This is a genomic window from Xanthomarina spongicola, from assembly GCF_003148645.1.
GTDB lineage: Bacteria > Bacteroidota > Bacteroidia > Flavobacteriales > Flavobacteriaceae > Xanthomarina > Xanthomarina spongicola.
The window spans coordinates 275,410-298,872 of record NZ_QGGP01000002.1; the positions used below are offsets into that span (position 1 = coordinate 275,410).

Consider the following 23,463-nt stretch of genomic DNA (forward strand, 5'->3'; position numbering starts at 1 on the left):
AAACAAAAATTATGAATATTACATTAGCACAAGCAGAAAAAGCAATTACAGCAGCAAAACTAAAATCTACAGCAATAGACACTAATATGAACATTGCAGTTGTAGATGCAGGAGCAAATTTAGTAGCATTTGGTAGAATGGATGGCGCATGGTTAGGATCATTAGACATCTCTATAAAAAAAGCAAAAACAGCCCGTTTTTTTGATATGAACACAGGAATTATTGGAGAGTTATCTCAACCAGGACAACCTTTATTTAATATTGAACACTCAAATAATGGATTAATTACTTTTCCTGGTGGCGTGCCAATTAAAAACGCATCAGGTGAAATTATTGGAGCCATTGGAGTAAGTGGAAGTTCAGTTGAAAACGATCATACTGTAGCAGAAGCAGGAGCAAAAGCAATCTAAATACATTATTATTTTATTGCTGAAAATTTAGTAAATAATTTTATAATAAATTGAGATTATCCATAATCCCTTTTCATATTTGAAAAGGGATTTTTTTATAATAATTTTAAAATTTTAATAATAATTATTTTCTATTTAAACTATTAATCGTAATATTGCAATGAAGTAATCAATAAGAAATTTTAATCATGAAAAAAGAGCAAGAATTAAAAGACATTGTAAAGGAACGCTATGCTAAAATAGCAGAACAAGGAAAGGCAGAAAACGCTTCGTCTTGTTGTGGAGCGACTACACCATCTAATAAAGTGTATAATATAATGATGGACGATTATTCTGAAACTTCAGGTTATATTGAAGATGCTGATTTAGGATTAGGATGTGGACTTCCTACCCAATTTGCACAAATTAAAAAAGGAGATACTGTAATCGATTTAGGTTCTGGAGCAGGTAATGATTGCTTTGTTGCTAGACATGAGACTGGAAGCGAGGGAAAAGTTATTGGGATTGATTTTACACCAATCATGATTCAAAAAGCTAGAATAAATGCTGAAAAACTTGGATATAATAATGTTGAGTTTAGAGAAGGAGATATTGATGCTATGCCAGTAAGTAATGATGTTGCTGATGTAATAGTAAGTAATTGTGTGTTAAATTTAGTACCTAATAAAGAGAAAGTAATTGCTGAAATTCATAGAGTATTGAAACCAGGTGGACATTTTAGTATTTCGGATATTGTTTTAGTAGGTGAATTACCTGTAGCATTGAAAGAAGATGCCGAAATGTATGCTGGCTGTGTGGCAGGAGCTATTCAAAAAGATGACTATCTGAAATTTATAGAAGACAGAAATTTTAAGAATATAAAAGTTCAAAAAGAAAAAACAATTAATATTCCAGACGATATTCTTGGTAAATATCTATCACAAGATGAAATAAACTCTTTTAATAAAGGGACAACAGGTATTTTTAGTATTACTGTTTATGCTGAGAAAGACGGAGTAAAACAAGAGAAACCGAAACTTAAACTTTCTGAAATAGAAGCTTCAGATTGTTGTGAACCAACAAGTGGCTGTTGCTAAATTCCTGCAAAAGCAGGAATCTCAATCATAAAAAAATCCCTTTTCTGTAATGAATAGGGATTTCTTGTATTTATAAGTTTTTAATTACTTTTTCTTATTTCGTTTATTGTAATTCTTATCTCCACGAGTTTTTGGTTTTTTATACTTCTTAGCAATTTTAAACTTGTAAGATCCACCAAGATTTTCCTTCATATTCTTCTCCTTTTTCTCATGAAAAGCAGGACCAATTTCTTCATTTTTTTTGAGTCTTAAAGGGTTGTTACGTTCTTTTATAACTTCTCTTTCTTCTTCAATAAGTTCAGTTGAAATAACAACGTTTTCTGGTATTTCCATGAATGGAATTTCCATTTGCATTAAAGCTTCAATCTTTTCAAGGGATTCCTGTTCTTTTTCTGTAGAAAATATAATGGCTTGACCTTCACGTTCTGCACGACCTGTTCTACCAATTCTGTGCATATAGTTTTCTGGGAATTCAGGTGTATCAAAATTAATTACATGAGATACATTATCGATATCTAGCCCACGAGCCATAACATCTGTAGCGACTAGAATTCTATTAAAACCTTCTCTAAATTGTTCAATACTACGTAATCTGTAGTTTTGAGTTTTGTTGGAATGAATGACGCATAACTCATCATGAAAAGTTTCGTCTAAAGCATCAAATAATCTATCAGCCATTTTTTTGTAAGCCACAAAAATAAGCACTTTGTTAAATTCTTCAGTATCACTTAATAAATGATTTAAGAGATTCAGCTTCGTATAAAAATTCGGAACAGTATATTTAGTTTGCGATATGTTTTCCAAAGGTGTACCCGAAACAGCTATCGATACACGTTCAGGAGCAATAAAAAAGTCGTAAATTAAATCATCTACATCTTGAGTCATAGTTGCAGAAAACATAATATTTTGTCTTCTTTCTGGAAGAATATCAAAAATATTTAAAAGTTGATGTCTAAAACCTAAATCCAGCATGACATCTACTTCGTCAATCACTAACTTTTGAATAGATTTTAACTGTAAGACTCTACTAACTGCCAAATCATACAAACGTCCAGGAGTTGCAACTATAATGTCTAAACCTTGAGCAACAGCTTGTTTTTGAGTGTTTATGTTAACGCCTCCATAAACACCAAGCACACGAATATTTATATATTTTGCCAGTTTTTCTATTTCTTCAACAACTTGAACAACCAGTTCACGAGTTGGAACCAATACTAAAACTCTAGGATTCTCTTGTTTAGAAAATTTTAGGTTTTTTAAGATAGGCAACATATAAGCAAAGGTTTTACCTGTTCCAGTTTGCGCTATCCCAACCACATCTTTACCAGAAGCCACTACATTAAAGGCTTGTTCTTGGATTGGAGTAGGTTGTGTAAATCCTAAATCATCTAAGGCGTTGTATAAAGGTGTGTTTAAATTTAAATCTCTGAAATGAGCCATATTTAGATATTATTATTAGAATTTGTTTTAGCGAATTCAATCTGACATTAAATAAATGATAACAGCGAGCAGATTAAAACGTGCTCATGGTTATTTTATCTGCTGCAAAGATAGATTTTTATAAGGATTTCACATTCCTGAGACGTTAGGAATCTTTTATATAAGAAAATATATAGATTATAGTTTGCTTCAGCTTTCAAATCCGTTTTTAATTTCGGTAATTTGTAATATTGAGAACAATACATTTATATAAGCCAGAATCTGTAGAAGAATTTAAAAAGCAACTCTTAAATTGGAGTCAGCAATTTTATGAGATAGTATGGATGGATTCCAATCAAGTTCAACAAGCTTATACAAGTTTCGATGCAGTATTAGCAGTAGATGCCATGACTTGTATTCAAACAGATTATCACGAGGCATTTTTAAAATTAAAAGAATATCAATCTATAACTAAAGATTGGATATTTGGGTATTTGACTTACGATTTAAAAAATGCTGTTGAAGACTTAAACTCTAAAAATTTTGATGGATTACAGTTTCCAGAGCTCTTTTTTTTCCAGCCTAAAAAGCTGTTTTTATTTAAAGGAGATACGGTTGAAATGCACTATTTAAATATGGTTGCAGATGAGTTTGAAGATGATATAAACGCTATCTATAATTGCAAGCCTGCCTTGTTGGCAGACAATGACGAAGGAAGAGGCAAACTGTTGAATGATATAAAAATAAAGCTTCGTATCCATAAGGACAAGTATCTAACCAAAGTAAACGTCATGCTCGATCATATTCATCGTGGAGATATTTATGAAGCTAATTTTTGTCAAGAGTTTTATGCTGAAAACTCACACATTCATCCTTTAGAAACATATATAAAACTCAATAATATTTCAAAACCTCCTTTTGCAAACTTTGTTAAGTTAGGAGATAAATACGTGTTATCTGCTTCTCCAGAACGTTATTTAAAGAAAAAAGGAAATAAAATTATATCGCAACCTATAAAAGGAACAGCCAAACGTTCGAATAATAATAAAGAGGATGATTTTTTAAAACAACAATTGGCTGAAGACGAAAAAGAGAGAAGCGAAAACATTATGATAGTCGATTTGGTTCGAAACGATTTATCTAAAACTGCAATAAAAGGAACAGTAAAAGTGGAGGAGTTATGTCAAGTTTATAGCTTTCCTCAAGTGCATCAAATGATTTCAACAATCACTTCAGAAATTGAAGATTCAGAACATGCTGTAAATGTTTTAGAATCAACGTTCCCAATGGGAAGTATGACAGGAGCACCAAAAATTTCAGCCATGCAAATTATAGAGAAATTAGAGGAAACCAAACGTGGTGTGTACTCAGGAGCAGTAGGATATTTTTCTCCTAAGAACGATTTCGATTTTAATGTAGTTATAAGAAGTATTTTATATAATGAAACCAAAAAGTATGTGTCGTTTTCAGTAGGAAGCGCCATAACTGCAAAAAGTAATCCATTAAAAGAATATGAAGAATGTTTAATTAAAGCTAAGGCTATGCGTGAGGTGCTTGAAAACTAAAGTTTTCAGCTAAAAGTTAAATGTTAAAAGTTTCAAGGTGTTATCTTTGAAAGATATTTAATATCATTCGTGAATTTGTGGCAAGATGTTTAAAAAATTCCAAGAACATATCAATAATAATTTAAGTTTTCTAAAGGAAGGTAAGCTCTTGGTTGCTGTATCTGGAGGATTAGACAGTGTCTTATTAACACATCTATGTCATGATTTAAAATTAAACATCAGTCTAGCACATTGTAATTTTAATTTAAGAGGAAATGAAAGTGATGCAGATGAAGAGTTTGTCTTGCAATTAGCAGAAGATTTAGAGTTAGAGGTATTTATTGAAAATTTCGATACAGATTATTTCTCGAGAATCAATAGCATATCAACACAAATGGCTGCTCGAGAATTACGATACAATTGGTTTTCTGAATTAGCAGAACAACTACATTTCGACTATATTTTAACAGCACATCATGCAGACGACAATCTGGAAACATTTTTAATTAATTTGTCTAGAGGAACAGGTTTGGATGGTTTAACAGGTATTCCAGAAATAAATGGAAATATTATTAGACCATTCTTGAATTTCTCCAGAGAAGAATTAGAAAACTATGCCAAAGAAAACAAAATTGAATGGCGTGAAGACAGTAGTAATGCTTCAACTAAATATTTAAGAAATAAATTAAGACATGAAGTTATTCCCGTTTTAAAAGAATTAAATCCACAGATACTTCAAAATTTTAAGTTGACACAATCTCATTTACAAGACTCAAAAAACATTATTAAAGATAGAGTTGAAGAGGTTTTAGAAAAAGTAGTTACAAAAATTTCTGAAAACGAAATTCATTTTAGTATTGGCAAAATTAAAAACTTATCTAACCCAAAAGCTTACTTATTTGAAATCCTAAAAGAGTATCAATTTACCGAATGGCAAGATGTAGAAGATTTACTCGAAGCACAAACAGGAAAGCAAGTTTTTTCTAACACATATCGATTGTTAAAAAATAGAGATGTTTTAATTCTTACTGAAATTCATAAAAAACAAGCAGAAATTGAAGAGGTTTCATTTTCCGAAAATGATAGTCAAGTAGAAATTCCTTTAGGAACACTAACTATTACGGAAACTCAAAATTTCAAAGAACATAACAACTTAACGATATATGTAGATAAAGATTTGTTAAAATATCCTTTAACAGCAAGGAAATGGGAAAAAGGAGACTATTTTTACCCTTTTGGAATGGAAAGTAAAAAGAAATTGAGTAAGTTTTTTAAAGACGAAAAACTTTCTATGTTAGAAAAAGAGAACGTTTGGTTGGTATGTTCTAATGAAGATGTGGTTTGGATAATAAATTACAGAGCAGATAACCGATTTAAAATTACAGAAAAGACAAAAAACATATTAAAAATATCCCTAAAGAATGAAACATAAATTAACCCTTTTTATCACGCTTTTTTTTACTGCTTTTTTAATGCAAGCTCAGGTTTTAAATCCTGTAACATGGACTGGAGAAGTTGAAAAATTATCAGATACTGAATACAATTTAATATTTCTAGCAGATATTGAGGATCATTGGCATTTATACTCTCAAACTATGCCAATAGGAGGAGATGTAATTACTCCAATTCCAACTGATTTTATTTTCGATTCTTTAAGTCAGGTAAATAATTATAAGTTAATTGGAAAAACTCTTGAAAGTCCTTATATAACGGCTTATGATAAAGTGTTTGAAATGGACTTAAATTATTTTGATAAGGAAGCAACCTTTACTCAAAAAATTGAAGTTTTAAACCCAAACCTCAAAACCATAGAAGTTATTGCTTCGTTTCAGGCTTGCGATGATGAGCGTTGTATTTACCAAGATAAAGATGTTGTTTTCGATTTAACAAAAGCAACTATAGCATCTGAAGATCCATCGAATTATGTTGAAGACGAATCAAAAACTGTAATAAAAAAAGGTATAGACCCAGTTAAAACTGATGATAGCAAAGGATTAACATCTATATTTTTTACAGCTTTCTTTTTAGGATTCTTAGTATTGTTGACTCCTTGTGTGTTCCCAATGATTCCAATGACAGTAAGTTACTTTACCAAACAAAGTAAAACTAGAGCTTCAGGAATTAAAAACGCTTTGTTATATGGATTTTTCATTATAGTAATATATACATTATTAGGGACAGCTATTTCAGCCCTTTTTGGAAGTAATGCTATGTATGAATTCTCAACAGGTGTTACTTTTAATGCGATTATGTTTATTGCCTTAATTGTATTTGCTTTTTCATTTTTGGGAGCATTCGAAATTATGTTACCAAATTCTTGGGTAAATAAAGTAGATAGTGGTGCAAATAGAGGAGGTGTAGTTGGTATTTTCTTTATGGCATTGGCTTTGGCTGTTGTGTCATTTTCATGTACGTTTCCTATTGCAGGAACTGCTTTATTGGATGCAGCAACAAAAGGAGGTATAGCTCCAATAGTTAGCATGTTAGGTTTTTCATCTGCCATTGCATTACCTTTTGGGTTGTTTGCGTTTTTCCCAAGTTGGTTAAATTCTTTACCAAAATCTGGAGGATGGTTAAATACAGTCAAAGTAGTTTTAGGATTTTTAGAATTGGCTTTTGCATTTAAATTCTTATCGATGATCGATTTGGTTTTAGAATGGCATTTCTTAGAAAGAGAAGTTTTTTTAGCGATTTGGATAGCTATTTTTGGAACTCTAGGATTGTATTTATTAGGGAAAATTAAATTACCACACGATTCACCTTTAGAACATATTTCTGTTGGAAGATTGAGTATGGCCATATTAGCTTTATCATTCACTTTATATATGGTTCCTGGTCTTTGGGGAGCACCTTTAAAATTAATAAGTGGTTTTCCACCTCCAATGAGCACGAATAGCGAATCGCCTTATGGTGTTGGCTTTATGAAAAAGCAAGTGTCTGCTTCTGGAGAATTTGTAGCTAAAGAATTACCGAAAGATGCTCATTTTGGACCTAACGATTTAATCGCGTTTCACGATTACGAAACTGGGATGGCTTATGCCAAAAAAGTGAACAAACCAGTGATGTTAGATTTTACAGGTTTAACTTGTGTTAACTGCCGAAAAATGGAAGAACAAGTTTGGGTAGAAGATGAAATATATGCTTTATTAGATAATGATATTGTGCTTATTTCACTGTATGTGGACGATAGGACCAAACTTCCTGAGGCAGAACAATTCGAATCTGAACTTACTGGAAACAAGGTAAGAACCTATGGACATAAATGGTTGGAATTTCAACAAACAAGATATAATACTAATGCGCAACCATTGTACGTAATTCAAAATTTAGAAGGCGAAGATATTAGTCCATCTGTTGGTTACACGCCAGATGTTGAAGAATATTACAATTGGTTGAAAAAAGGCATTGAGAATTTCAAGAAATAAACAAATTCCTACGAAATCGAAGATTCACGAATCCAATAATATATATTGTGAATTAATGAGTAAAGTAGGAATCTCTTTTTACAAAAAGGAATTCATTATTAAAGATAAGATTCCAATTTAAGTATGAAACTTCAAGGAAACATCGTAGACATAGAAAATCAACGCATTTTTAAAGGTGAAATTACCATTAAAGATGGAAAGATTTTTAGCATAGAAGAAAAGCCGAATGATGTCAATCATTATATCCTTCCAGGATTTGTAGATGCACACATCCATATTGAAAGTTCCATGTTGGTTCCAAGTGAATTTGCCAGAATTGCTGTAAAACATGGAACGGTTGCAACGGTTTCAGATCCTCATGAAATTGCCAATGTGCTAGGTATTGAAGGTGTGGAGTTTATGATTGCCAACGGAAAGAAAACTCCTTTTAAATTCAATTTTGGAGCACCTTCTTGTGTGCCAGCAACTAATTTTGAATCTGCAGGCGCTGTTATCGATTCCGAAGGCATTAAAACCTTAATGGCTAATCCTGACATTAAATATTTAGCCGAAATGATGAATTATCCTGGCGTTTTATTTGATGATGAAGAAGTCATGAAAAAGATAGCTTGGGCAAAACACAACAACAAACCAATTGATGGTCATGCTCCAGGATTACGAGGCGACGATGTGACTAAATACATTCAAGCTGGAATTAGTACAGATCATGAGTGTTTTACTTACGAAGAAGGTTTAGAAAAACTTCAAAAAGGGATGAAGGTTCTTATTCGTGAAGGTTCAGCTGCTAAAAATTTTGAAGCACTTATCGATTTACTTCCTGAACATTATGAAAACATGATGTTTTGTAGTGATGATAAGCATCCAGACGATTTATTGTTACATCATATAAACAATCTATGTGCAAGAGCTATTGCTAAAGGCATGGATATTTTTAAAGTCTTAAAGGTAGCTTGTGTTAATCCTGTTAAACATTACAATTTAGATGTTGGTTTGCTTAATATTGGAGATATTGCCGATTGTATAGTGGTTGAAGATTTAAAAGACTTTAAAACACTTCAAACATATATTAATGGAAAATTGGTTTTCGATCAAGGTGTTTCAAAAATACATTCTGTTCCTTTTGAAATTCTAAACAACTTTCATACAGATAATAAAGACCTTTCAGACTTTAAATTAGAATCTTCAGCTAAACAAATCCGTGTTATTGAAGCCTTGGAAGGACAATTGGTAACAAATGAGCTTATTGAAGATAGTTTGTTGCAAGACGGAAATTTAGTTTCAAATGTTGAAAAAGACATTTTAAAAATGACTGTTGTAAACAGGTATCAAAATCAGAAACCTGCTATTGCCTTTATAAAGAATTTCGGAATTAAAGAAGGAGCTATTGCTTCTTCTGTTGGACATGATTCGCATAACATCATAGCAGTAGGAGTAAGCGATGAAGCTATTTGTAAAGCTGTTAATTTACTTATTGAAAACAAAGGTGGTATTTGTGCAGTTTCAGATACAATAGAAAAAGTGGTGGCATTGCCAGTTGCAGGAATTATGAGCGATCAGGATGCAAAAACAATTGGAAAACAATATGCTGAACTTGATAAAATGGCAAAACAATTAGGAAGCACACTACATGCACCTTATATGACTTTGAGTTTTATGGCTTTGTTGGTGATTCCGTCATTAAAATTGAGCGATAAAGGGCTATTTGATGGAAATACGTTTCAGTTTACTAGCATTGAAGTTTAGAAAATGCCTATAATAGAATCAGTCTACAAAGCACCATATTTTTTTAGAAAAGGTTTTGTGTCAACCGTTTATTCAGGATTATTTAGAAAAGTAAATGGTCTGATTCAAAAAAGAGAACGGATTACCTTGTCTGATGGCGATTTTCTGGATTTAGATTGGAGTTATTCCGAAGGAAAAACAGAAAGGCTCATCATTATTCTTCATGGCTTGGAAGGGAATGCACAAAGACATTACATGGCTGGAACTGCCAAACTTTTTAATCAGAACCAAATCGATGCTGTTTCCGTAAATTTTCGAGGATGTAGCGGCGAAGATAACTTGTCTTATCGTTCGTATCATTCAGGAGATACTGGAGATTTAGAACAGGTTATTCAACATATTTTAAACACAACCGAGTACTCCGGAATTTATATTAAAGGTTTTAGTTTAGGTGGTAATGTCGCTTTAAAATATTTGGGTGAAAACCAAAATATTCCTGAGCAAATTAAAGCAGGAATTGCTGTTTCTGTACCTTGTTTTTTAGCTGGTTCAGCTAAAGAATTACACACTTTAAAGAATAAACCGTTTCACGATAAATTCAAATATAATTTAAAAGAGAAATTAATTATTAAAAAATTGAAACATACTGATAAATTGAATGATACGGATATTACTTCAATTAAAACTTTATATGATTTTGATAATCTTTATACCTCTAAAGCACATGGATTTAAGGATGCTCAAGACTATTACAAACAGAGTAGTAGCTTACAATTTCTTCCAAACATCCATATTCCAACATTGCTTATTAATGCGCTTAACGATTCGTTTTTGTCAGCAGAATGTTATCCAGTAAAAGAAGCTAAAAACAATCCAAATTTATTTTTAGAAATGCCAAATCATGGAGGTCATGTTGGATTTTTTCAATTTGGTGGTTTTTATTATAATGAAAAACGTGCATTGGAGTTTATAGAGCAAAACGATAAATAATTTTACTTATAAATCTCTAGATACTTAACTTGCTCTTCAATAGCCAATTTAAAGTCTTTTTTGAGTTCTGAAACTAATTCTGCTACACTAGGTGCATTATGAATATTAGTAACACCTTGTCCAGCAGACCAAATGGTTGCCCAAGCTTTAGCATCATCTTTATGTACAGTTAATTCTTCACCAAAATCGACTTTCTTTTTTCGTTTAAGCATCTCTTCGGTGATTCCCATAGCTTCTATACTAGGACCTAGAAAGTTTGCTGCAACACCAGAAATAGCTGCTGTATAAATTATATCGTCTGCTCCAGCTTCAATAATCATATCTCTGTATTCTTTTGGAGCTTTGCTTTCTTCAGTATTAATAAAACGGGTTCCCATATAAGCCAAATCAGCTCCCATTTGTAAGGCAGAAGCAATATCTCGACCTGTACTAATAGTTCCAGCAAGTAGGATGGTTTTCTTGAAAAAGCTTTTAATTTCGGCTACCAAAGGCATCGGATTAATGGTTCCAGCATGTCCACCAGCTCCTGCAGAAACTAATATTAATCCATCAACTCCAGCTTCAGCAGCTTTTTCTGCATGACGTTTTTTTATAATATCATGAAACACTAAACCACCATAGGAATGTACAGCTTTAACCAATTCTGAAACTGCTCCTAAAGAGGTGATAATTAATGGGACTTTATGTTTTATACATAGCTCTAAATCTGCTTGTAAACGTGGATTTGAATTGTGTACAATCAGATTGACACCAAAAGGTGCAGCTTTTTTTCCAGTTTCTTTTTCAAAGGTAGCAAGAGCTGTTTTAATTTCTATCAACCAAGCTTCAAAGCCTTCACTTGTACGTTGGTTTAAAGCAGGAAAAGTACCTACAATGCCATTTTTACAACATTCAATAACTAATTGTGGTCCTGAAATTAAAAACATTGGGGCAGCAACAGCTGGTAATGTTAAATCTTTTATAAACGATGGTTTACTCATTATTTAGTAGCTTTAATTACAAATATACCAATCTAATTCTTTGCATTAAATAAAATGATTCAGAATTATGAATAAGCTATTAGGGTTGTTTTAGTTCTTTAATAATAAATGTTTTTTCTTACATTTAAGCAAACAATTGAATATGCTTAAAAAAGTCTTTGGAAGTGCTGTGTTTGGAGTAGAGGCGACTACCATTACTGTTGAAGTGAATGTGGACACAGGTATTGGATATCATTTGGTTGGATTGCCAGACAATGCTATTAAAGAAAGTAATTTTAGAATAGCAGCAGCTTTACAAAATAATGGTTTTAAAATCCCAGGTAAAAAGATTATTATTAACATGTCTCCTGCCGATTTACGCAAAGAAGGCTCTGCATACGATTTAACCTTAGCCATTGGCATTCTTGCAGCAACCAATCAAATTCAAGCCGAAGATTTAGAAGATTATCTTATTATGGGAGAATTATCCCTTGATGGTTCTTTGCAACCTATTAAAGGTGCTTTACCTATTGCCATAAAAGCTAAAGAAGAAGGTTATAAAGGCTTTATCTTGCCTAAGCAAAATGCCAAGGAAGCTGCTATTGTTTCTGGACTAAACGTGTATGGAGTTGAAACCATTGAACAAGTCATCAATTATTTTGATAAAGGTGAAGCATTAGAGCAAACCATTATTAATGTAGAAGAAGAATTTAATAGAAGTCTCAATTTCCCAGAATTTGATTTTTCAGATGTCAAAGGACAGGAATCTATAAAGCGCTGTATGGAAATTGCAGCAGCTGGAGGACACAATATTATTTTAATTGGTCCACCAGGCGCAGGAAAAACCATGCTAGCTAAGCGTTTGCCAAGTATTTTGCCACCAATGACTTTACATGAAGCTTTAGAAACTACCAAAATACATTCGGTTGTTGGTCGTGTTAAAGAAAATACAGGTCTTATGGCTCAGAGACCGTTTAGAAGTCCTCACCACACAATTTCAAACGTTGCATTAGTTGGAGGAGGAAGCTATCCACAGCCAGGAGAAATTTCTTTGTCGCATAATGGTGTATTATTTTTAGATGAATTACCAGAATTTAAGCGCGAAGTTCTGGAAGTGATGCGTCAGCCTTTGGAAGACAGAGAAGTAACCATTTCCAGAGCGAAGTTTACGGTAACGTATCCTTCGTCGTTTATGTTAGTAGCAAGTATGAATCCGAGTCCGAGTGGTTATTTTAACGATCCAGATTCACCAGTAACATCATCACCAGCTGAAATGCAACGCTATTTGGGTAAGATTTCAGGACCATTATTAGATAGAATCGATATTCATATAGAAGTCACTCCTGTGCCTTTCGAAAAGCTGTCTGATACCAGAAAAGGAGAATCTTCCATTGACATTAGAAAACGCGTAACTGCAGCAAGAGTCCTTCAAACCAAACGCTTTGAAGATTCTAAATCAGTTCATTACAACGCGCAAATGAACACGAAACAAATAAGAAAACACTGTTTGCTAGACGATGGTTCCATGCAGTTGTTAAAAACAGCCATGGAGCGATTAAATCTATCTGCCAGAGCTTACGATCGCATTTTAAAAGTCTCCAGAACCATTGCAGATTTAGAAGGAAGCGAAGACATTAAAGGCTCGCATATTAGTGAAGCCATCCAATACAGAAGTTTAGACAGAGAAGGTTGGCTAGGCTGATATTTTTGTTAACTTTAAAAAGTTATTAATCAATTTAAATAAATACTTATGAAAAAATTTAGTTTACTTATTTTAGGAATTCTTGTAGGTGCTTTTGCAACCTATTATTTTTGTCCAAGTTGCAGTGTTGAAGAAACTGAAGTTGCCATTGTTGCACCCAAAGGACTTATTACACCAGAAGAAGCTAAAACTTTAGACCAAGCGTTTAACAGCAGGCATGCTTTAATTAGCGATTCTATAGTAAAACGTCCAGACAACCGGTCTTCTTGGTGGTCATTAAAAGACATGCGCGATTATTTAAATTATGCTGAAAATGAATCTAAAGATTTAGGTTACACTATGGATGGTGTTCGTGTGTATCTAGGTGCACATGCAACAACTAATGAAGTTGGTTATACCACCATGTTTTTAATACCAACTGGCGTTGAAAACATTTCTCAAGGAAACAGCACCTTATTTAATATGTTGCCACCAGATAGTGGAGATATTCCTGGAGGAGGTCTAAATGCAGGAAATCCAGGAAACCCTCCACCAGCTAATTATCCTCAATAGTTAATTCATGTTTGATTTATTATATAGGTATAGTGAACAATTAAATGACCTAATTTTAATTGTATGTGCTGTTATTGGGATTGTATATTATAAAAAATATAAAAATTATAATAGCAAAATATTTATATACTATTTAATTTATGTGGTATTCGTTGATTTTATTGGAAGTTATCCATATTATGTTATTGAATACGAACAACTTCATGGTCTGCGAGATTATTTAAAAGAAACTTATTTTAGCAGAAATTTTTGGTGGTTTACTACTTTTTGGAATATAGGAAGTGTCTTATTTATGTCTTACTATTATTATGTAATTTTAAAAACTAGAAGTTTTAAAAAAATTGTAAAGTATGTCTGTTTCATATTTTTGTTTAGTTCTGTTATTTATATTAGTCAAAATTTAAACTCATTCTTTAATTCACAATTAAAATTTGTCAATATTTTTGGTGCATTAGTCATTTTGAATTGTATTTGCTTATACTTTATTGAAATTCTCAATAGTGACAAAATATTAGTCTTTTATAAATCGTTAAATTCTATAATAAGTATTACTTTGTTTTTATGGTGGTTAATTATAACCTCTCTTTTATTTTATGAAGTATATTTTTCTGCATTAGATATAGGCTATTTAAATTTAAGAAGTAATGTGTATTTATTTTCAAACTTATTTATGTACTTAACATTTTCATTTGCTTTAATTTGGTGTGATCCAAAACAAGAAATCTAAATTTTAACTTAAAAGAGGTCTATGAGAATTTTTAATTATGCTGAAAACGAATCTTAAAAAAATATAACTCATAGACTTTTAGAGTATTAACATGATAGTATTTTAAATAATTATTATTACATTGAATATAAATTTATTACGTAAGCAATTTTAAGGATGAAAGATTTCCTTCTTAATAATTACATGTTTGTTAATTTAGCAGTTGTTTTTATAGCAGCTATTACTGGCTTGTTATTATTTAAAAAATTCAATAATACACCTGTAAAGTATTTTATATACTTTCTAGTATATGTATTTATTGCAGATTTACTTGGTTCTTATACAAGAATTTTAAACCAATTAGATCTTTCTTATTTAATTGAGGATACTGTATTTAAAAGAAATTTTTGGTGGCATACACTTACTTGGTATATTGGAAGTGCCATTTTTTTTAATTGGTACTTTAGAAAAGTAATAAAAAATAATTTCTTACGGAACGTTCTTCGTTATGCATTACTTTTATTTTTAATTATTTCTGTAGTTAGTATAGCAATTAACTTCAGACAATTTTTTGAAGGCACTTTTAATATAATCAGAATAGGGAATATGTCTATCATTATGTTGTGTGTGGCTTTTTATATGTTTGAAATTCTAAGCAATGAAAAAGTATTGGAATTTAATAAAGACATCAATCTATATATAAGCGTCATTATTTTTATTTGGTTGCTAATTACTATACCATTGGTGCATTTTGTTTGCGATAATGCGAACAAAGACCCAAATCAAGCTGAATTAAAATGGATGATTATGCTGTATGCTAATATCTTTATGTATTTATCTTTTGCCATTACTCTAATAATTTCAAAGTCTAAAAAGGACTAATAAACATGATGTTTTTTAATATAAACTAAAATAACACTCAAATTCTGTGCTCGATTTTTTAACTAGTTATTTTAATTTTATAGTTTATGGTTTTGAGATTCTTGCGGCAATAGCGGGTTTGTATTTTTTAAATAAAACTAAAAACAAAAGCACAAGAATTTTTGTTTTTTATTTGTTATATGTTGTTTTTGTTGAGTTTGTTGCTGTTTGTTTAATATTTTTTAAGTCAACATTACTAGTTTCATATTTAATAAGTCTAGGAATTAAGAGCACAAGCTGGTTTAATTTGTTTTGGTTATATGGTAGTATTTTGTTTGTATTGTTTTATTACCACTCATTATTAACTAACACTAAATTTAAGTTGGTTTTAAAAATTATGGCAATCTTATTTTCAGTAGTCATGTTAAGTCATTTTATAGTATTTCCAAACGTATTTTTAACAGAACATCCTCCTCTTTATCAAATTTCAGGATTGATTATTACTTTAATCTGTGTTGCCTTATATTTTATTGAATTCTTAAATGATGAAAAAGTATTAATGATTTTTCAAACGTTTAGTTTTTATGCCACTTTAGGACTGTTTGTTTGGTGGTTAATTATAACACCAGTTATTTTTTATGATAATTACAATACCATAGCAGATTGGGATTTTGCTAACTTAAAGAGAAGAATTTTTTTATTCGCTAATATATTTATGTATACTTGTTTTACCGTTGGATTTATTATTACTAAACCTAAATCTAATAATGAGATTATTTAATTTCTTTTTCTTATTTCAACAGCCTTCTATATCTACCTCTGCAGAGCGCTACTTACTAATCTACATGATTGGTGTTTTACTAATAGTAACCACCTTGGTTGTTGTTTTTTTTATTGTTTTTCAAAAACGAAAAAATAAATTGTTGTTAGATAAAATAAAACAACAACAAGCTTTCGATGAAGAAATTGCACAAACTCAAACAGAAATACAAGAGGAAACCTTAAAACATATAGGTAGAGAATTGCATGATAATGTAGGACAATTACTTGCATTTGCAAGCATGCAACTAAACATGCTTAAAGCGCAAGTAAATGAAGATATAAAAGATAAAGTAGCTGATGCATCTAGCGTTATAAAAGAAAGCTTGCAGGAAGTTAGAGAGCTTTCAAAGTCTCTAAATTCTGATGTTATATTGAATGCTGGTTTTGAAGATTCTATTATAAATGAATTAAAGCGTATTAAACGAATGAAATTAATGGAAGTTGATTTTGAAAGTTATGGAGGAAAAATTGTGTTTCATAACGAAAAAGATGCCATTATTTTATTTAGAATTTTACAAGAATTTATGTCAAATTCAGTTAAGTATTCTAAAGCCAAACAAATAAAGATTGTGTTAGATTATACAGAAGAAATGCTTATTATTCAAGCTTCAGACGATGGTGTAGGATTTGACATGAAAGCTGTTAAAAAAGGTTCCGGATTAATTAATATGACAAATCGAGCTAATCTAATAGAGTCTACTTTTAGCCTTACATCTCAACCAAACCAAGGAGTTGCTATAAAAATAGAATATCCTATTTCAAAAAGAACGATAACAGGTTAAATTTGATGTTTAACTATTGCTTTCGCAAGCATCCCAAACTGGATCTTTTGGAAGTGGAGCAGTTACATCAATAAAGTCATTAGAAACAGGATGAGTAAACTGTAAACTCCTAGCATGCAAACTGATACTTGCATCTTTATTACTTCTGTCGAAACCATACTTTAAGTCGCCTTTTATTGGACAACCTAAGCTGGCTAATTGAACGCGTATTTGGTGATGTCTACCAGTTTCTAAGGCAATTTCAAGTAAAAAGTAATTGTCTAATTCTTTTAAAACTTGATAATGAAGTATGGCTTTTTTTCCATCTGGAACTTCTTTTGGGTAAGCTGTAGATTTATTGTTTTTCGGATTCTTTCTTAACCAGTGTATAAGTGTGTCTTGTTTTTTTGGAGGCATTATTTTTACTAAAGCCCAATATGTTTTAGACGTTTTTTTATCTGCAAACAACTTATTAAGTCTAGGTAAAGCTTTACTAGTTTTTGCAAACATAACTACTCCAGTTGTAGGTCTATCAAGTCTATGTACTACACCAAGATATACATTTCCTGGTTTGTTGTATTTGTCTTTAATAAAGTCTTTTACAACATCGCTTAAGGGTTTGTCTCCAGTTTTATCTCCTTGAACAATATCTCCTGCACGTTTATTTACTATAATAATATGGTTGTCTTCGTAAAGAACTTGAAGGTTTTCTTTGTTTGAAAGTATTTTATCTGAAGTTTTTGCCACGAATACACGAATAATTAATATTTATTACTGAACACAGAACATTAATACTGTTCCTCATCATTAGGAAAATCTTTCATTTTCACATCATCTACATATTGTGAAATAGCCGAAGTCATATCTTCATACAAATTCATATAGCGTCGTAAAAAACGTGGATGAAATTCATGCGTCATTCCAATCATGTCATGCAAAACTAGAACTTGTCCATCAACACCATTTCCAGCGCCAATTCCTATAACTGGAATTGAGACACTTTTAGCAACTTCAGCTGCTAATTTTGCTGGAATTTTTTCTAGCACAATAGCAAAACACCCTGTTTTTTCTAGCATAAGTGCATCTTCTTTTAATCGGATGGCTTCTTCCTCTTCTTTTGCACGAACAGTATAAGTTCCGAATTTATAAATAGATTGAGGTGTTAAACCTAAATGTCCCATGACAGGAATACCAGCATTTAAAATTCGTTTTATAGATTCTTTTACTTCTTTTCCACCTTCAAGTTTTACAGCATGTCCACCAGATTCTTTCATAATCCTAATTGCAGATCGTAAGGCTTCTTTTGGGTCACTTTGGTAACTTCCAAAAGGTAAATCTACTACAACTAAAGCACGATCTATGGCTCTTACCACAGATGAAGCATGATAAATCATTTGGTCCAATGTAATTGGTAAAGTAGTTTCATGTCCAGCCATAACATTACTTGCAGAATCACCAACAAGTATAACATCAACTCCAGCTCCATCAACAATTTTTGCCATGGTATAATCGTATGCTGTAAGCATGGAAATTTTTTCACCATTAGCCTTCATATCAACTAAGGTTTTTACAGTAATTCTTTTATATTCTTTTTTTGCTACAGACATAGTATGTGGTTGATTTTTATAGATTGTAAAAGTACTAAATTAGAAATTTAATGTTAAACTTTTCTTTAAAGTCTTTATAATAACTAGTTGTTCGGTTAATTTAGTTGAAAACAAATTAAAATGGGACGAATAATTACTTTTTTAGTACTATTAATAACAACAGCAATAACAGCTCAAAATAGTGAGGAAGCTCAGGTGAAATTAGCTGTTGACACTTTTTTTGAAGGTTTTCATAAAGGAGATACAACACTAATGAAATCTGTTATGATTGATAAATTTTTAACCCAAACAACCTATAAAGATAAGGAAGGGAATGGCATGTTAGTCAATGAAGATTCTTCTAAATTAATTCAAGCTATTGCTAATAGACCAGCAGATCAAAAATGGGATGAACGCTTATTAGATTATAACATTCAAATAGATGGAACCATGGCTCATGTTTGGACACCTTACGAGTTTTGGTTTAATGACCAATTTAGTCATTGTGGTGTTAATTCTTTTCAATTGTTTAATGATTCAGGTAACTGGAAAATTATATACTTAATAGATACTAGGAGGAGAAAAGGTTGTCAAGAGTAGATTACTTGATAATAGGTTATTTGAATTTAAGAAATCTGACTTTAAAAACAGATCCAGAAATCTAAGATTAACAATCTGCCATATTAACACCAACGGCAAGTCCACCTTCGCTAGTTTCTTTGTATTTAGAATTCATATCCTTAGCAGTTTCCCACATAGTTGCCACAACTTTATCTAAAGGAACTTTCACATTTTTCGGGTCTGTATCTAAAGCTAATTCAGCAGCATTTATGGCTTTTATGGCTCCCATAGCATTACGTTCAATACATGGTATTTGTACCAAACCACCAATTGGGTCGCATGTTAAACCTAAATGATGTTCCATAGCAATTTCAGCAGCAATTAATACTTGTTCTGGTGTACCACCAAGTAGTTCGGTTAAAGCTCCAGCAGCCATGGCAGAACTCACGCCAATTTCTGCTTGACAGCCTCCCATAGCAGCACTAATAGTAGCACCTTTTTTAAAGATACTTCCTATTTCTCCAGCTACTAATAAGAATTTTTTAATGTCTTCAAAATTCCCATCATGATTTTCAATCACTAAATAATACATTAAAACGGAAGGAATAACACCTGCACTACCGTTAGTAGGAGCAGTTACTACACGTCCTAAAGAGGCGTTAACTTCGTTGACTGCAAGAGCAAAGCAGCTAACCCATTTTATTATTTGTCTAAACTTTACTTCGGTATTTCTAATGGAATAAATCCATTCAACTGGATTCGAATAAGGCGTATTGCCTTTTAAATTTTGATTCATATCGTAAGCTCGACGTCTTACATTTAAGCCTCCAGGAAGATTACCTTCTGTATGACAGCCTATGTACATGCATTCTAACATGGTGTCCCAAATACGTTGTAACTCTTTATCTATTTCTTCTTCCTCTCGAATAGATTTTTCATTTTCTAAAACAACTTGAGAAATTGGTAAACCTAAATCATTACAAAACTGTAAAAGCTCAGTTCCTTTATCAATTGGATAAGGAAAGGAGCATTTAATTTCAAAATTTCTCTTATGATTTGTACGCTCTTCTTTGACTACAAATCCACCACCAATAGAGTAGAAGGTAGATTTTTTCTTCTTACCATCTATCAAAGCAGTAAAAATCATTCCATTAGAATGAAACGGAAGAAATTTTCTATTGAAGACGATGTCAGTTTCAGGATTAAAAGGCAAAGCTCTTTCATTATTTAAAACTAAAGTATTGGTGCTTTTAATGTTTGATATAATGGTAGGTATAGTTTCTGTTGGAATAGTTTCTGGATCACTACCACACAAACCTAACATGACAGCATAGTCTGTAGCGTGTCCTTTTCCTGTAAGCGATAAAGAACCATAAAGATCTACATGAATGCTTTCCACTTTATCAAACGTATTATTGGCTTTTAATTCTTTTATCCAACGTTCAGCTGCGCGCCAAGGACCTAATGTGTGAGAACTTGATGGACCTACGCCAATTTTTAACATATCGAAAACCGAAATACACTCCATGTTTTATGCCTTTTGTTAAAACAAATATATAGTTTTTGTCCATATTGTAGTTTATTAAGGAAGAATATTCGTTAAAGTTTCTGTCTGAGAAAGTGACATCATGTCATATTTTTTCTCATGGCATAATCATTGACTTATACATTCCGAAATTAAAAAATTGAACACAACGTTTTCGTGAAGACGAAAATTTATAAAAACAAATATTATTATGAGTAAAATTATTGGAATCGATTTAGGAACAACCAACTCTTGTGTCTCTGTAATGGAAGGTAATGAGCCAGTTGTAATTCCTAATGCAGAAGGTAAGCGTACAACGCCATCTGTTATCGCTTTTGTTGAAGGAGGCGAGATTAAAGTTGGTGATCCAGCAAAACGTCAGGCAGTTACAAACCCAACAAAAACGGTTTATTCTATTAAACGTTTTATGGGTAATAAATATTCTGAATCTAAAAAAGAAGCAGAACGCGTACCATACAAAGTAGTAAAAGGAGATAACGATACACCTCGTGTAGACATTGATGGTCGTTTATATACACCTCAAGAGTTATCTGCAATGATTCTTCAAAAAATGAAGAAAACTGCTGAAGATTATTTAGGTCAAACAGTAAGTGAAGCAGTAATTACTGTTCCTGCTTACTTTAATGACTCTCAACGTCAAGCAACTAAAGAAGCTGGTGAGATTGCAGGTTTAAAAGTTAGAAGAATTATTAACGAACCTACTGCTGCAGCCTTAGCTTATGGAATGGACAAAAAAGGTAAAGACCAAAAAATAGTGGTTTTTGACTTTGGTGGTGGAACACATGATGTATCTATCTTAGAATTAGGAGATGGTGTTTTTGAAGTACTTTCAACAGATGGAGATACACACTTAGGTGGTGATGATGTTGATCAAAAAATTATTGATTGGTTAGCAGATGAGTTTAAAGCTGAAGAAAGTATTGATTTACGTCAAGACCCAATGGCTTTACAACGTTTAAAAGAAGCTGCAGAAAAAGCGAAGATTGAATTATCATCTTCTGCTCAAACTGAAATCAATTTACCTTATGTTACTGCTACAGCAAGTGGACCAAAGCATTTAGTACGTACATTAACAAAAGCAAAGTTCGAGCAATTAATAGACGATTTAGTAAAACGTACTATAGAACCTTGTAGCGCTGCATTAAAAGCTGCTGGTTTATCTAAAAGCGATATTGATGAAGTTATTTTAGTAGGTGGTTCTACACGTATTCCTGCTGTACAAGAAGCTGTTGAAAAATTCTTCGGAAAAGCACCAAGTAAAGGTGTAAATCCAGATGAAGTAGTTTCTTTAGGAGCTGGAATTCAAGGTGGAGTTTTAACTGGAGATGTTAAAGATGTCTTATTATTAGACGTAACACCTTTATCTCTAGGTATTGAAACTATGGGTAATGTTATGACAAAGCTTATTGAAGCGAATACGACTATTCCAACAAAGAAAAGTCAAGTATTCTCTACAGCAGCAGACAATCAGCCATCCGTAGAAATCCACGTATTACAAGGAGAAAGAGCTATGGCAGCAGACAATAAAACTATTGGACGTTTCCACTTAGATGGTATTCCACCAGCAAGAAGAGGAACTCCTCAAATTGAAGTAACTTTCGATATTGATGCGAATGGTATTATTAAAGTATCTGCTACAGATAAAGCAACAAATAAAACTCAAGATATTCGTATTGAAGCATCTTCAGGTTTAACTGAAGAGGAAATTCAAAAAATGAAAGCTGATGCTGAAGCAAACGCTGAATCTGATAAGTTAGCAAAAGAGAAAGCAGATAAATTAAATGCTGCTGATGCTATGATTTTCCAAACTGAAAGTCAGTTAAAAGAATTTGGTGATAAATTATCTGATGATAAAAAGAAACCAATTGAAGAAGCACTTGAAGAATTGAAAACAGCATTCGAAACTAAAGATCTTGCTGTTATCGATCCAGCTTTAGAAAAAATAAACGAAGCTTGGAAAGTAGCTAGCGAAGAAATGTACAAAGCACAAGCTGAAGCACAACAAGGTGGTGAAGCAGGACCAGATGCTGGACCAGACGCAAGTCAGAATGGGCAAGCAGAAGGAAGTGATGTTGAAGATGTAGATTTCGAAGAAGTGAAATAATTCAATAAAGTATATTAAATAAAAAAAGCGCAACTATAGAGTTGCGCTTTTTTATTAAAAGAAAACCGTTAAATTAATTTACCATCTATACCAACTTTTAGAGTTTTCTTTTCATTATCTTTTTTAATCTTTAGCTTATATACTTTTTTAATATCCTCATTAAAATAATAGGACACTAAATATGTGTCACTATGAATAGTCCATCCAGGATATTCTTTATAGATAGCTTTCCTTACTGCAGGAGGTAAAGTGACATCATTAAATTTTTCGAAAGATTTTAAAATTTTACCTTCGCTATTATAAGTTGCAATAATACTTCCACTATTGGAAGATGCATCCTTAAAAATAACTTCGTAAGCTTCAAATTGTTTGTCAAATACTGGAGATTCTGTAACATCAAATTTCGCAACTTTTTTCTCAAGTTGTTTGACTACTTCTGGAGTGTTCACGTCGTGAACAGCGTTTAAATAACTTAGATTTAGTGGAGAAATAACCACATCTGCTAATTGCACTTCTTCTATCTCATTGCTTGATTGAGAGAAACTTAGGTTGGCGATTCCTAAAAATAGTAAGCCAAGAAAAACTGTTTTCATAATATTAGAAAATTTAAAAGGTTACATGTTAAAAATTCTAATCTTAAAGATGGTTTTGATTAATAACTCGATGGTTTTAATCTATTTCGATTTTTGATTGATGAAATGGATGTTAGTATAATTA

20 protein-coding genes are annotated in these 23,463 nt (G+C 31.9%); 14 read left to right on the forward strand and 6 right to left on the reverse strand.

The annotated features are described in order from the left end of the window. Positions 1-11 precede the first annotated feature (11 nt). Positions 12-410 (forward strand): GlcG/HbpS family heme-binding protein, encoded by a 399-nt coding sequence (locus LX78_RS05200; RefSeq protein ID WP_109681585.1) that lies wholly within the window; start codon positions 12-14, stop codon positions 408-410. Between the two features lie 188 nt (positions 411-598). Further along, complete coding sequence (locus tag LX78_RS05205) at positions 599-1,486, forward strand: arsenite methyltransferase (protein WP_109681586.1); 888 nt, start codon at positions 599-601, stop codon at positions 1,484-1,486. Positions 1,487-1,570: 84 nt separating this feature from the next. Here LX78_RS05205 and LX78_RS05210 read toward each other — a convergent pair whose 3' ends face one another. Continuing rightward, complete coding sequence (locus LX78_RS05210; protein ID WP_109681587.1) at positions 1,571-2,926, reverse strand: DEAD/DEAH box helicase; 1,356 nt, start codon at positions 2,924-2,926, stop codon at positions 1,571-1,573. Between the two features lie 230 nt (positions 2,927-3,156). Between LX78_RS05210 and LX78_RS05215 the strand changes: the two genes are divergently transcribed. The 5 genes from LX78_RS05215 to LX78_RS05235 all read left to right on the forward strand — a co-directional run bounded on the left by LX78_RS05215 (position 3,157) and on the right by LX78_RS05235 (position 10,586). Next, on the forward strand, positions 3,157-4,470 hold the full coding sequence (locus tag LX78_RS05215; RefSeq protein ID WP_109681588.1) for an anthranilate synthase component I family protein: 1,314 nt from the start codon (positions 3,157-3,159) through the stop codon (positions 4,468-4,470). An 85-nt stretch (positions 4,471-4,555) separates the two neighbouring features. Continuing rightward, a complete protein-coding gene (gene tilS, locus LX78_RS05220) occupies positions 4,556-5,881 on the forward strand; it encodes a tRNA lysidine(34) synthetase TilS (protein ID WP_109681589.1) in 1,326 nt (441 codons plus the stop codon). After that, positions 5,871-7,874, forward strand: coding sequence for a protein-disulfide reductase DsbD family protein (locus tag LX78_RS05225; RefSeq protein ID WP_109681590.1), 2,004 nt, complete (start codon positions 5,871-5,873; stop codon positions 7,872-7,874). Before tilS ends, LX78_RS05225 begins: the two co-directional genes overlap by 11 nt. Positions 7,875-7,997: 123 nt before the next feature. Then, complete coding sequence (gene ade, locus LX78_RS05230) at positions 7,998-9,617, forward strand: adenine deaminase (protein WP_109681591.1); 1,620 nt, start codon at positions 7,998-8,000, stop codon at positions 9,615-9,617. Positions 9,618-9,620: 3 nt separating this feature from the next. Beyond that, the gene (locus LX78_RS05235) at positions 9,621-10,586 is read left to right on the forward strand and encodes a YheT family hydrolase (protein WP_109681592.1); all 966 of its coding nucleotides are present in this window, start codon (positions 9,621-9,623) and stop codon (positions 10,584-10,586) included. Between the two features lie 2 nt (positions 10,587-10,588). Here the strand turns inward: LX78_RS05235 and LX78_RS05240 are convergent, their stop codons facing one another. Further along, positions 10,589-11,566: an NAD(P)H-dependent flavin oxidoreductase gene (locus tag LX78_RS05240; protein WP_109681593.1), complete on the reverse strand. Its 978-nt coding sequence runs from the start codon at positions 11,564-11,566 to the stop codon at positions 10,589-10,591. A 142-nt stretch (positions 11,567-11,708) separates the two neighbouring features. Between LX78_RS05240 and LX78_RS05245 the strand changes: the two genes are divergently transcribed. The 5 genes from LX78_RS05245 (at position 11,709) to LX78_RS05270 (ending at position 16,970) form a co-directional block, all read left to right on the forward strand. Then, positions 11,709-13,247, forward strand: coding sequence for a YifB family Mg chelatase-like AAA ATPase (locus LX78_RS05245; protein WP_109681594.1), 1,539 nt, complete (start codon positions 11,709-11,711; stop codon positions 13,245-13,247). 48 nt (positions 13,248-13,295) lie between these two features. Then, entirely contained in the window at positions 13,296-13,799 is a 504-nt protein-coding gene (locus LX78_RS05250) for a hypothetical protein (protein ID WP_109681595.1), read from the forward strand. 883 nt (positions 13,800-14,682) lie between these two features. Then, positions 14,683-15,387 carry a hypothetical protein gene (locus LX78_RS05260; protein ID WP_109681597.1) on the forward strand — a complete coding sequence of 235 codons (705 nt, stop codon included), beginning with the start codon at positions 14,683-14,685 and terminating at the stop codon, positions 15,385-15,387. Positions 15,388-15,763: 376 nt separating this feature from the next. Then, entirely contained in the window at positions 15,764-16,147 is a 384-nt protein-coding gene (locus LX78_RS14715; protein ID WP_146192543.1) for a hypothetical protein, read from the forward strand. Then, entirely contained in the window at positions 16,134-16,970 is an 837-nt protein-coding gene (locus LX78_RS05270) for a sensor histidine kinase (RefSeq protein WP_245881479.1), read from the forward strand. The genes LX78_RS14715 and LX78_RS05270 overlap by 14 nt, the downstream gene beginning before the upstream one ends. Before the next feature lie 9 nt (positions 16,971-16,979). Here the strand turns inward: LX78_RS05270 and LX78_RS05275 are convergent, their stop codons facing one another. Beyond that, positions 16,980-17,696 (reverse strand): RluA family pseudouridine synthase, encoded by a 717-nt coding sequence (locus LX78_RS05275; RefSeq protein ID WP_109681599.1) that lies wholly within the window; start codon positions 17,694-17,696, stop codon positions 16,980-16,982. A 41-nt stretch (positions 17,697-17,737) separates the two neighbouring features. Further along, positions 17,738-18,556, reverse strand: coding sequence for a 3-methyl-2-oxobutanoate hydroxymethyltransferase (gene panB / locus LX78_RS05280; RefSeq protein ID WP_109681600.1), 819 nt, complete (start codon positions 18,554-18,556; stop codon positions 17,738-17,740). A gap of 120 nt (positions 18,557-18,676) precedes the next feature. On the opposite strand from panB, the gene LX78_RS05285 reads away from it, so the two are divergent. After that, a complete protein-coding gene (locus tag LX78_RS05285; protein WP_109681601.1) occupies positions 18,677-19,135 on the forward strand; it encodes a nuclear transport factor 2 family protein in 459 nt (152 codons plus the stop codon). Positions 19,136-19,202: 67 nt separating this feature from the next. Here LX78_RS05285 and LX78_RS05290 read toward each other — a convergent pair whose 3' ends face one another. Next, on the reverse strand, positions 19,203-20,624 hold the full coding sequence (locus LX78_RS05290) for an L-serine ammonia-lyase (RefSeq protein ID WP_109681602.1): 1,422 nt from the start codon (positions 20,622-20,624) through the stop codon (positions 19,203-19,205). 208 nt (positions 20,625-20,832) lie between these two features. Between LX78_RS05290 and dnaK the strand changes: the two genes are divergently transcribed. Beyond that, a complete protein-coding gene (dnaK, locus tag LX78_RS05295) occupies positions 20,833-22,746 on the forward strand; it encodes a molecular chaperone DnaK (RefSeq protein ID WP_109681603.1) in 1,914 nt (637 codons plus the stop codon). A gap of 68 nt (positions 22,747-22,814) precedes the next feature. Here the strand turns inward: dnaK and LX78_RS05300 are convergent, their stop codons facing one another. Further along, positions 22,815-23,339 carry a nicotinate-nucleotide adenylyltransferase gene (locus tag LX78_RS05300; RefSeq protein ID WP_109681604.1) on the reverse strand — a complete coding sequence of 175 codons (525 nt, stop codon included), beginning with the start codon at positions 23,337-23,339 and terminating at the stop codon, positions 22,815-22,817. Between the last annotated feature and the right edge of the window lie 124 nt (positions 23,340-23,463).

Bases quoted from the DNA above. Each gene is read 5' to 3' on its own strand.
- LX78_RS05200 (WP_109681585.1), top strand. From the start codon at position 12: ATGAATATTACATTAGCACAAGCAGAAAAAGCAATTACAGCAGCAAAA.
- LX78_RS05205 (WP_109681586.1), top strand. From the start codon at position 599: ATGAAAAAAGAGCAAGAATTAAAAGACATTGTAAAGGAACGCTATGCT.
- LX78_RS05210 (WP_109681587.1), bottom strand. From the start codon at position 2,926: ATGGCTCATTTCAGAGATTTAAATTTAAACACACCTTTATACAACGCC.
- tilS (WP_109681589.1), top strand. From the start codon at position 4,556: ATGTTTAAAAAATTCCAAGAACATATCAATAATAATTTAAGTTTTCTA.
- LX78_RS05225 (WP_109681590.1), top strand. From the start codon at position 5,871: ATGAAACATAAATTAACCCTTTTTATCACGCTTTTTTTTACTGCTTTT.
- ade (WP_109681591.1), top strand. From the start codon at position 7,998: ATGAAACTTCAAGGAAACATCGTAGACATAGAAAATCAACGCATTTTT.
- LX78_RS05235 (WP_109681592.1), top strand. From the start codon at position 9,621: ATGCCTATAATAGAATCAGTCTACAAAGCACCATATTTTTTTAGAAAA.
- LX78_RS05240 (WP_109681593.1), bottom strand. From the start codon at position 11,566: ATGAGTAAACCATCGTTTATAAAAGATTTAACATTACCAGCTGTTGCT.
- LX78_RS05245 (WP_109681594.1), top strand. From the start codon at position 11,709: ATGCTTAAAAAAGTCTTTGGAAGTGCTGTGTTTGGAGTAGAGGCGACT.
- LX78_RS05250 (WP_109681595.1), top strand. From the start codon at position 13,296: ATGAAAAAATTTAGTTTACTTATTTTAGGAATTCTTGTAGGTGCTTTT.
- LX78_RS05260 (WP_109681597.1), top strand. From the start codon at position 14,683: ATGAAAGATTTCCTTCTTAATAATTACATGTTTGTTAATTTAGCAGTT.
- LX78_RS14715 (WP_146192543.1), top strand. From the start codon at position 15,764: ATGGCAATCTTATTTTCAGTAGTCATGTTAAGTCATTTTATAGTATTT.
- LX78_RS05270 (WP_245881479.1), top strand. From the start codon at position 16,134: ATGAGATTATTTAATTTCTTTTTCTTATTTCAACAGCCTTCTATATCT.
- panB (WP_109681600.1), bottom strand. From the start codon at position 18,556: ATGTCTGTAGCAAAAAAAGAATATAAAAGAATTACTGTAAAAACCTTA.
- LX78_RS05285 (WP_109681601.1), top strand. From the start codon at position 18,677: ATGGGACGAATAATTACTTTTTTAGTACTATTAATAACAACAGCAATA.
- LX78_RS05290 (WP_109681602.1), bottom strand. From the start codon at position 20,624: ATGGAGTGTATTTCGGTTTTCGATATGTTAAAAATTGGCGTAGGTCCA.
- dnaK (WP_109681603.1), top strand. From the start codon at position 20,833: ATGAGTAAAATTATTGGAATCGATTTAGGAACAACCAACTCTTGTGTC.
- LX78_RS05300 (WP_109681604.1), bottom strand. From the start codon at position 23,339: ATGAAAACAGTTTTTCTTGGCTTACTATTTTTAGGAATCGCCAACCTA.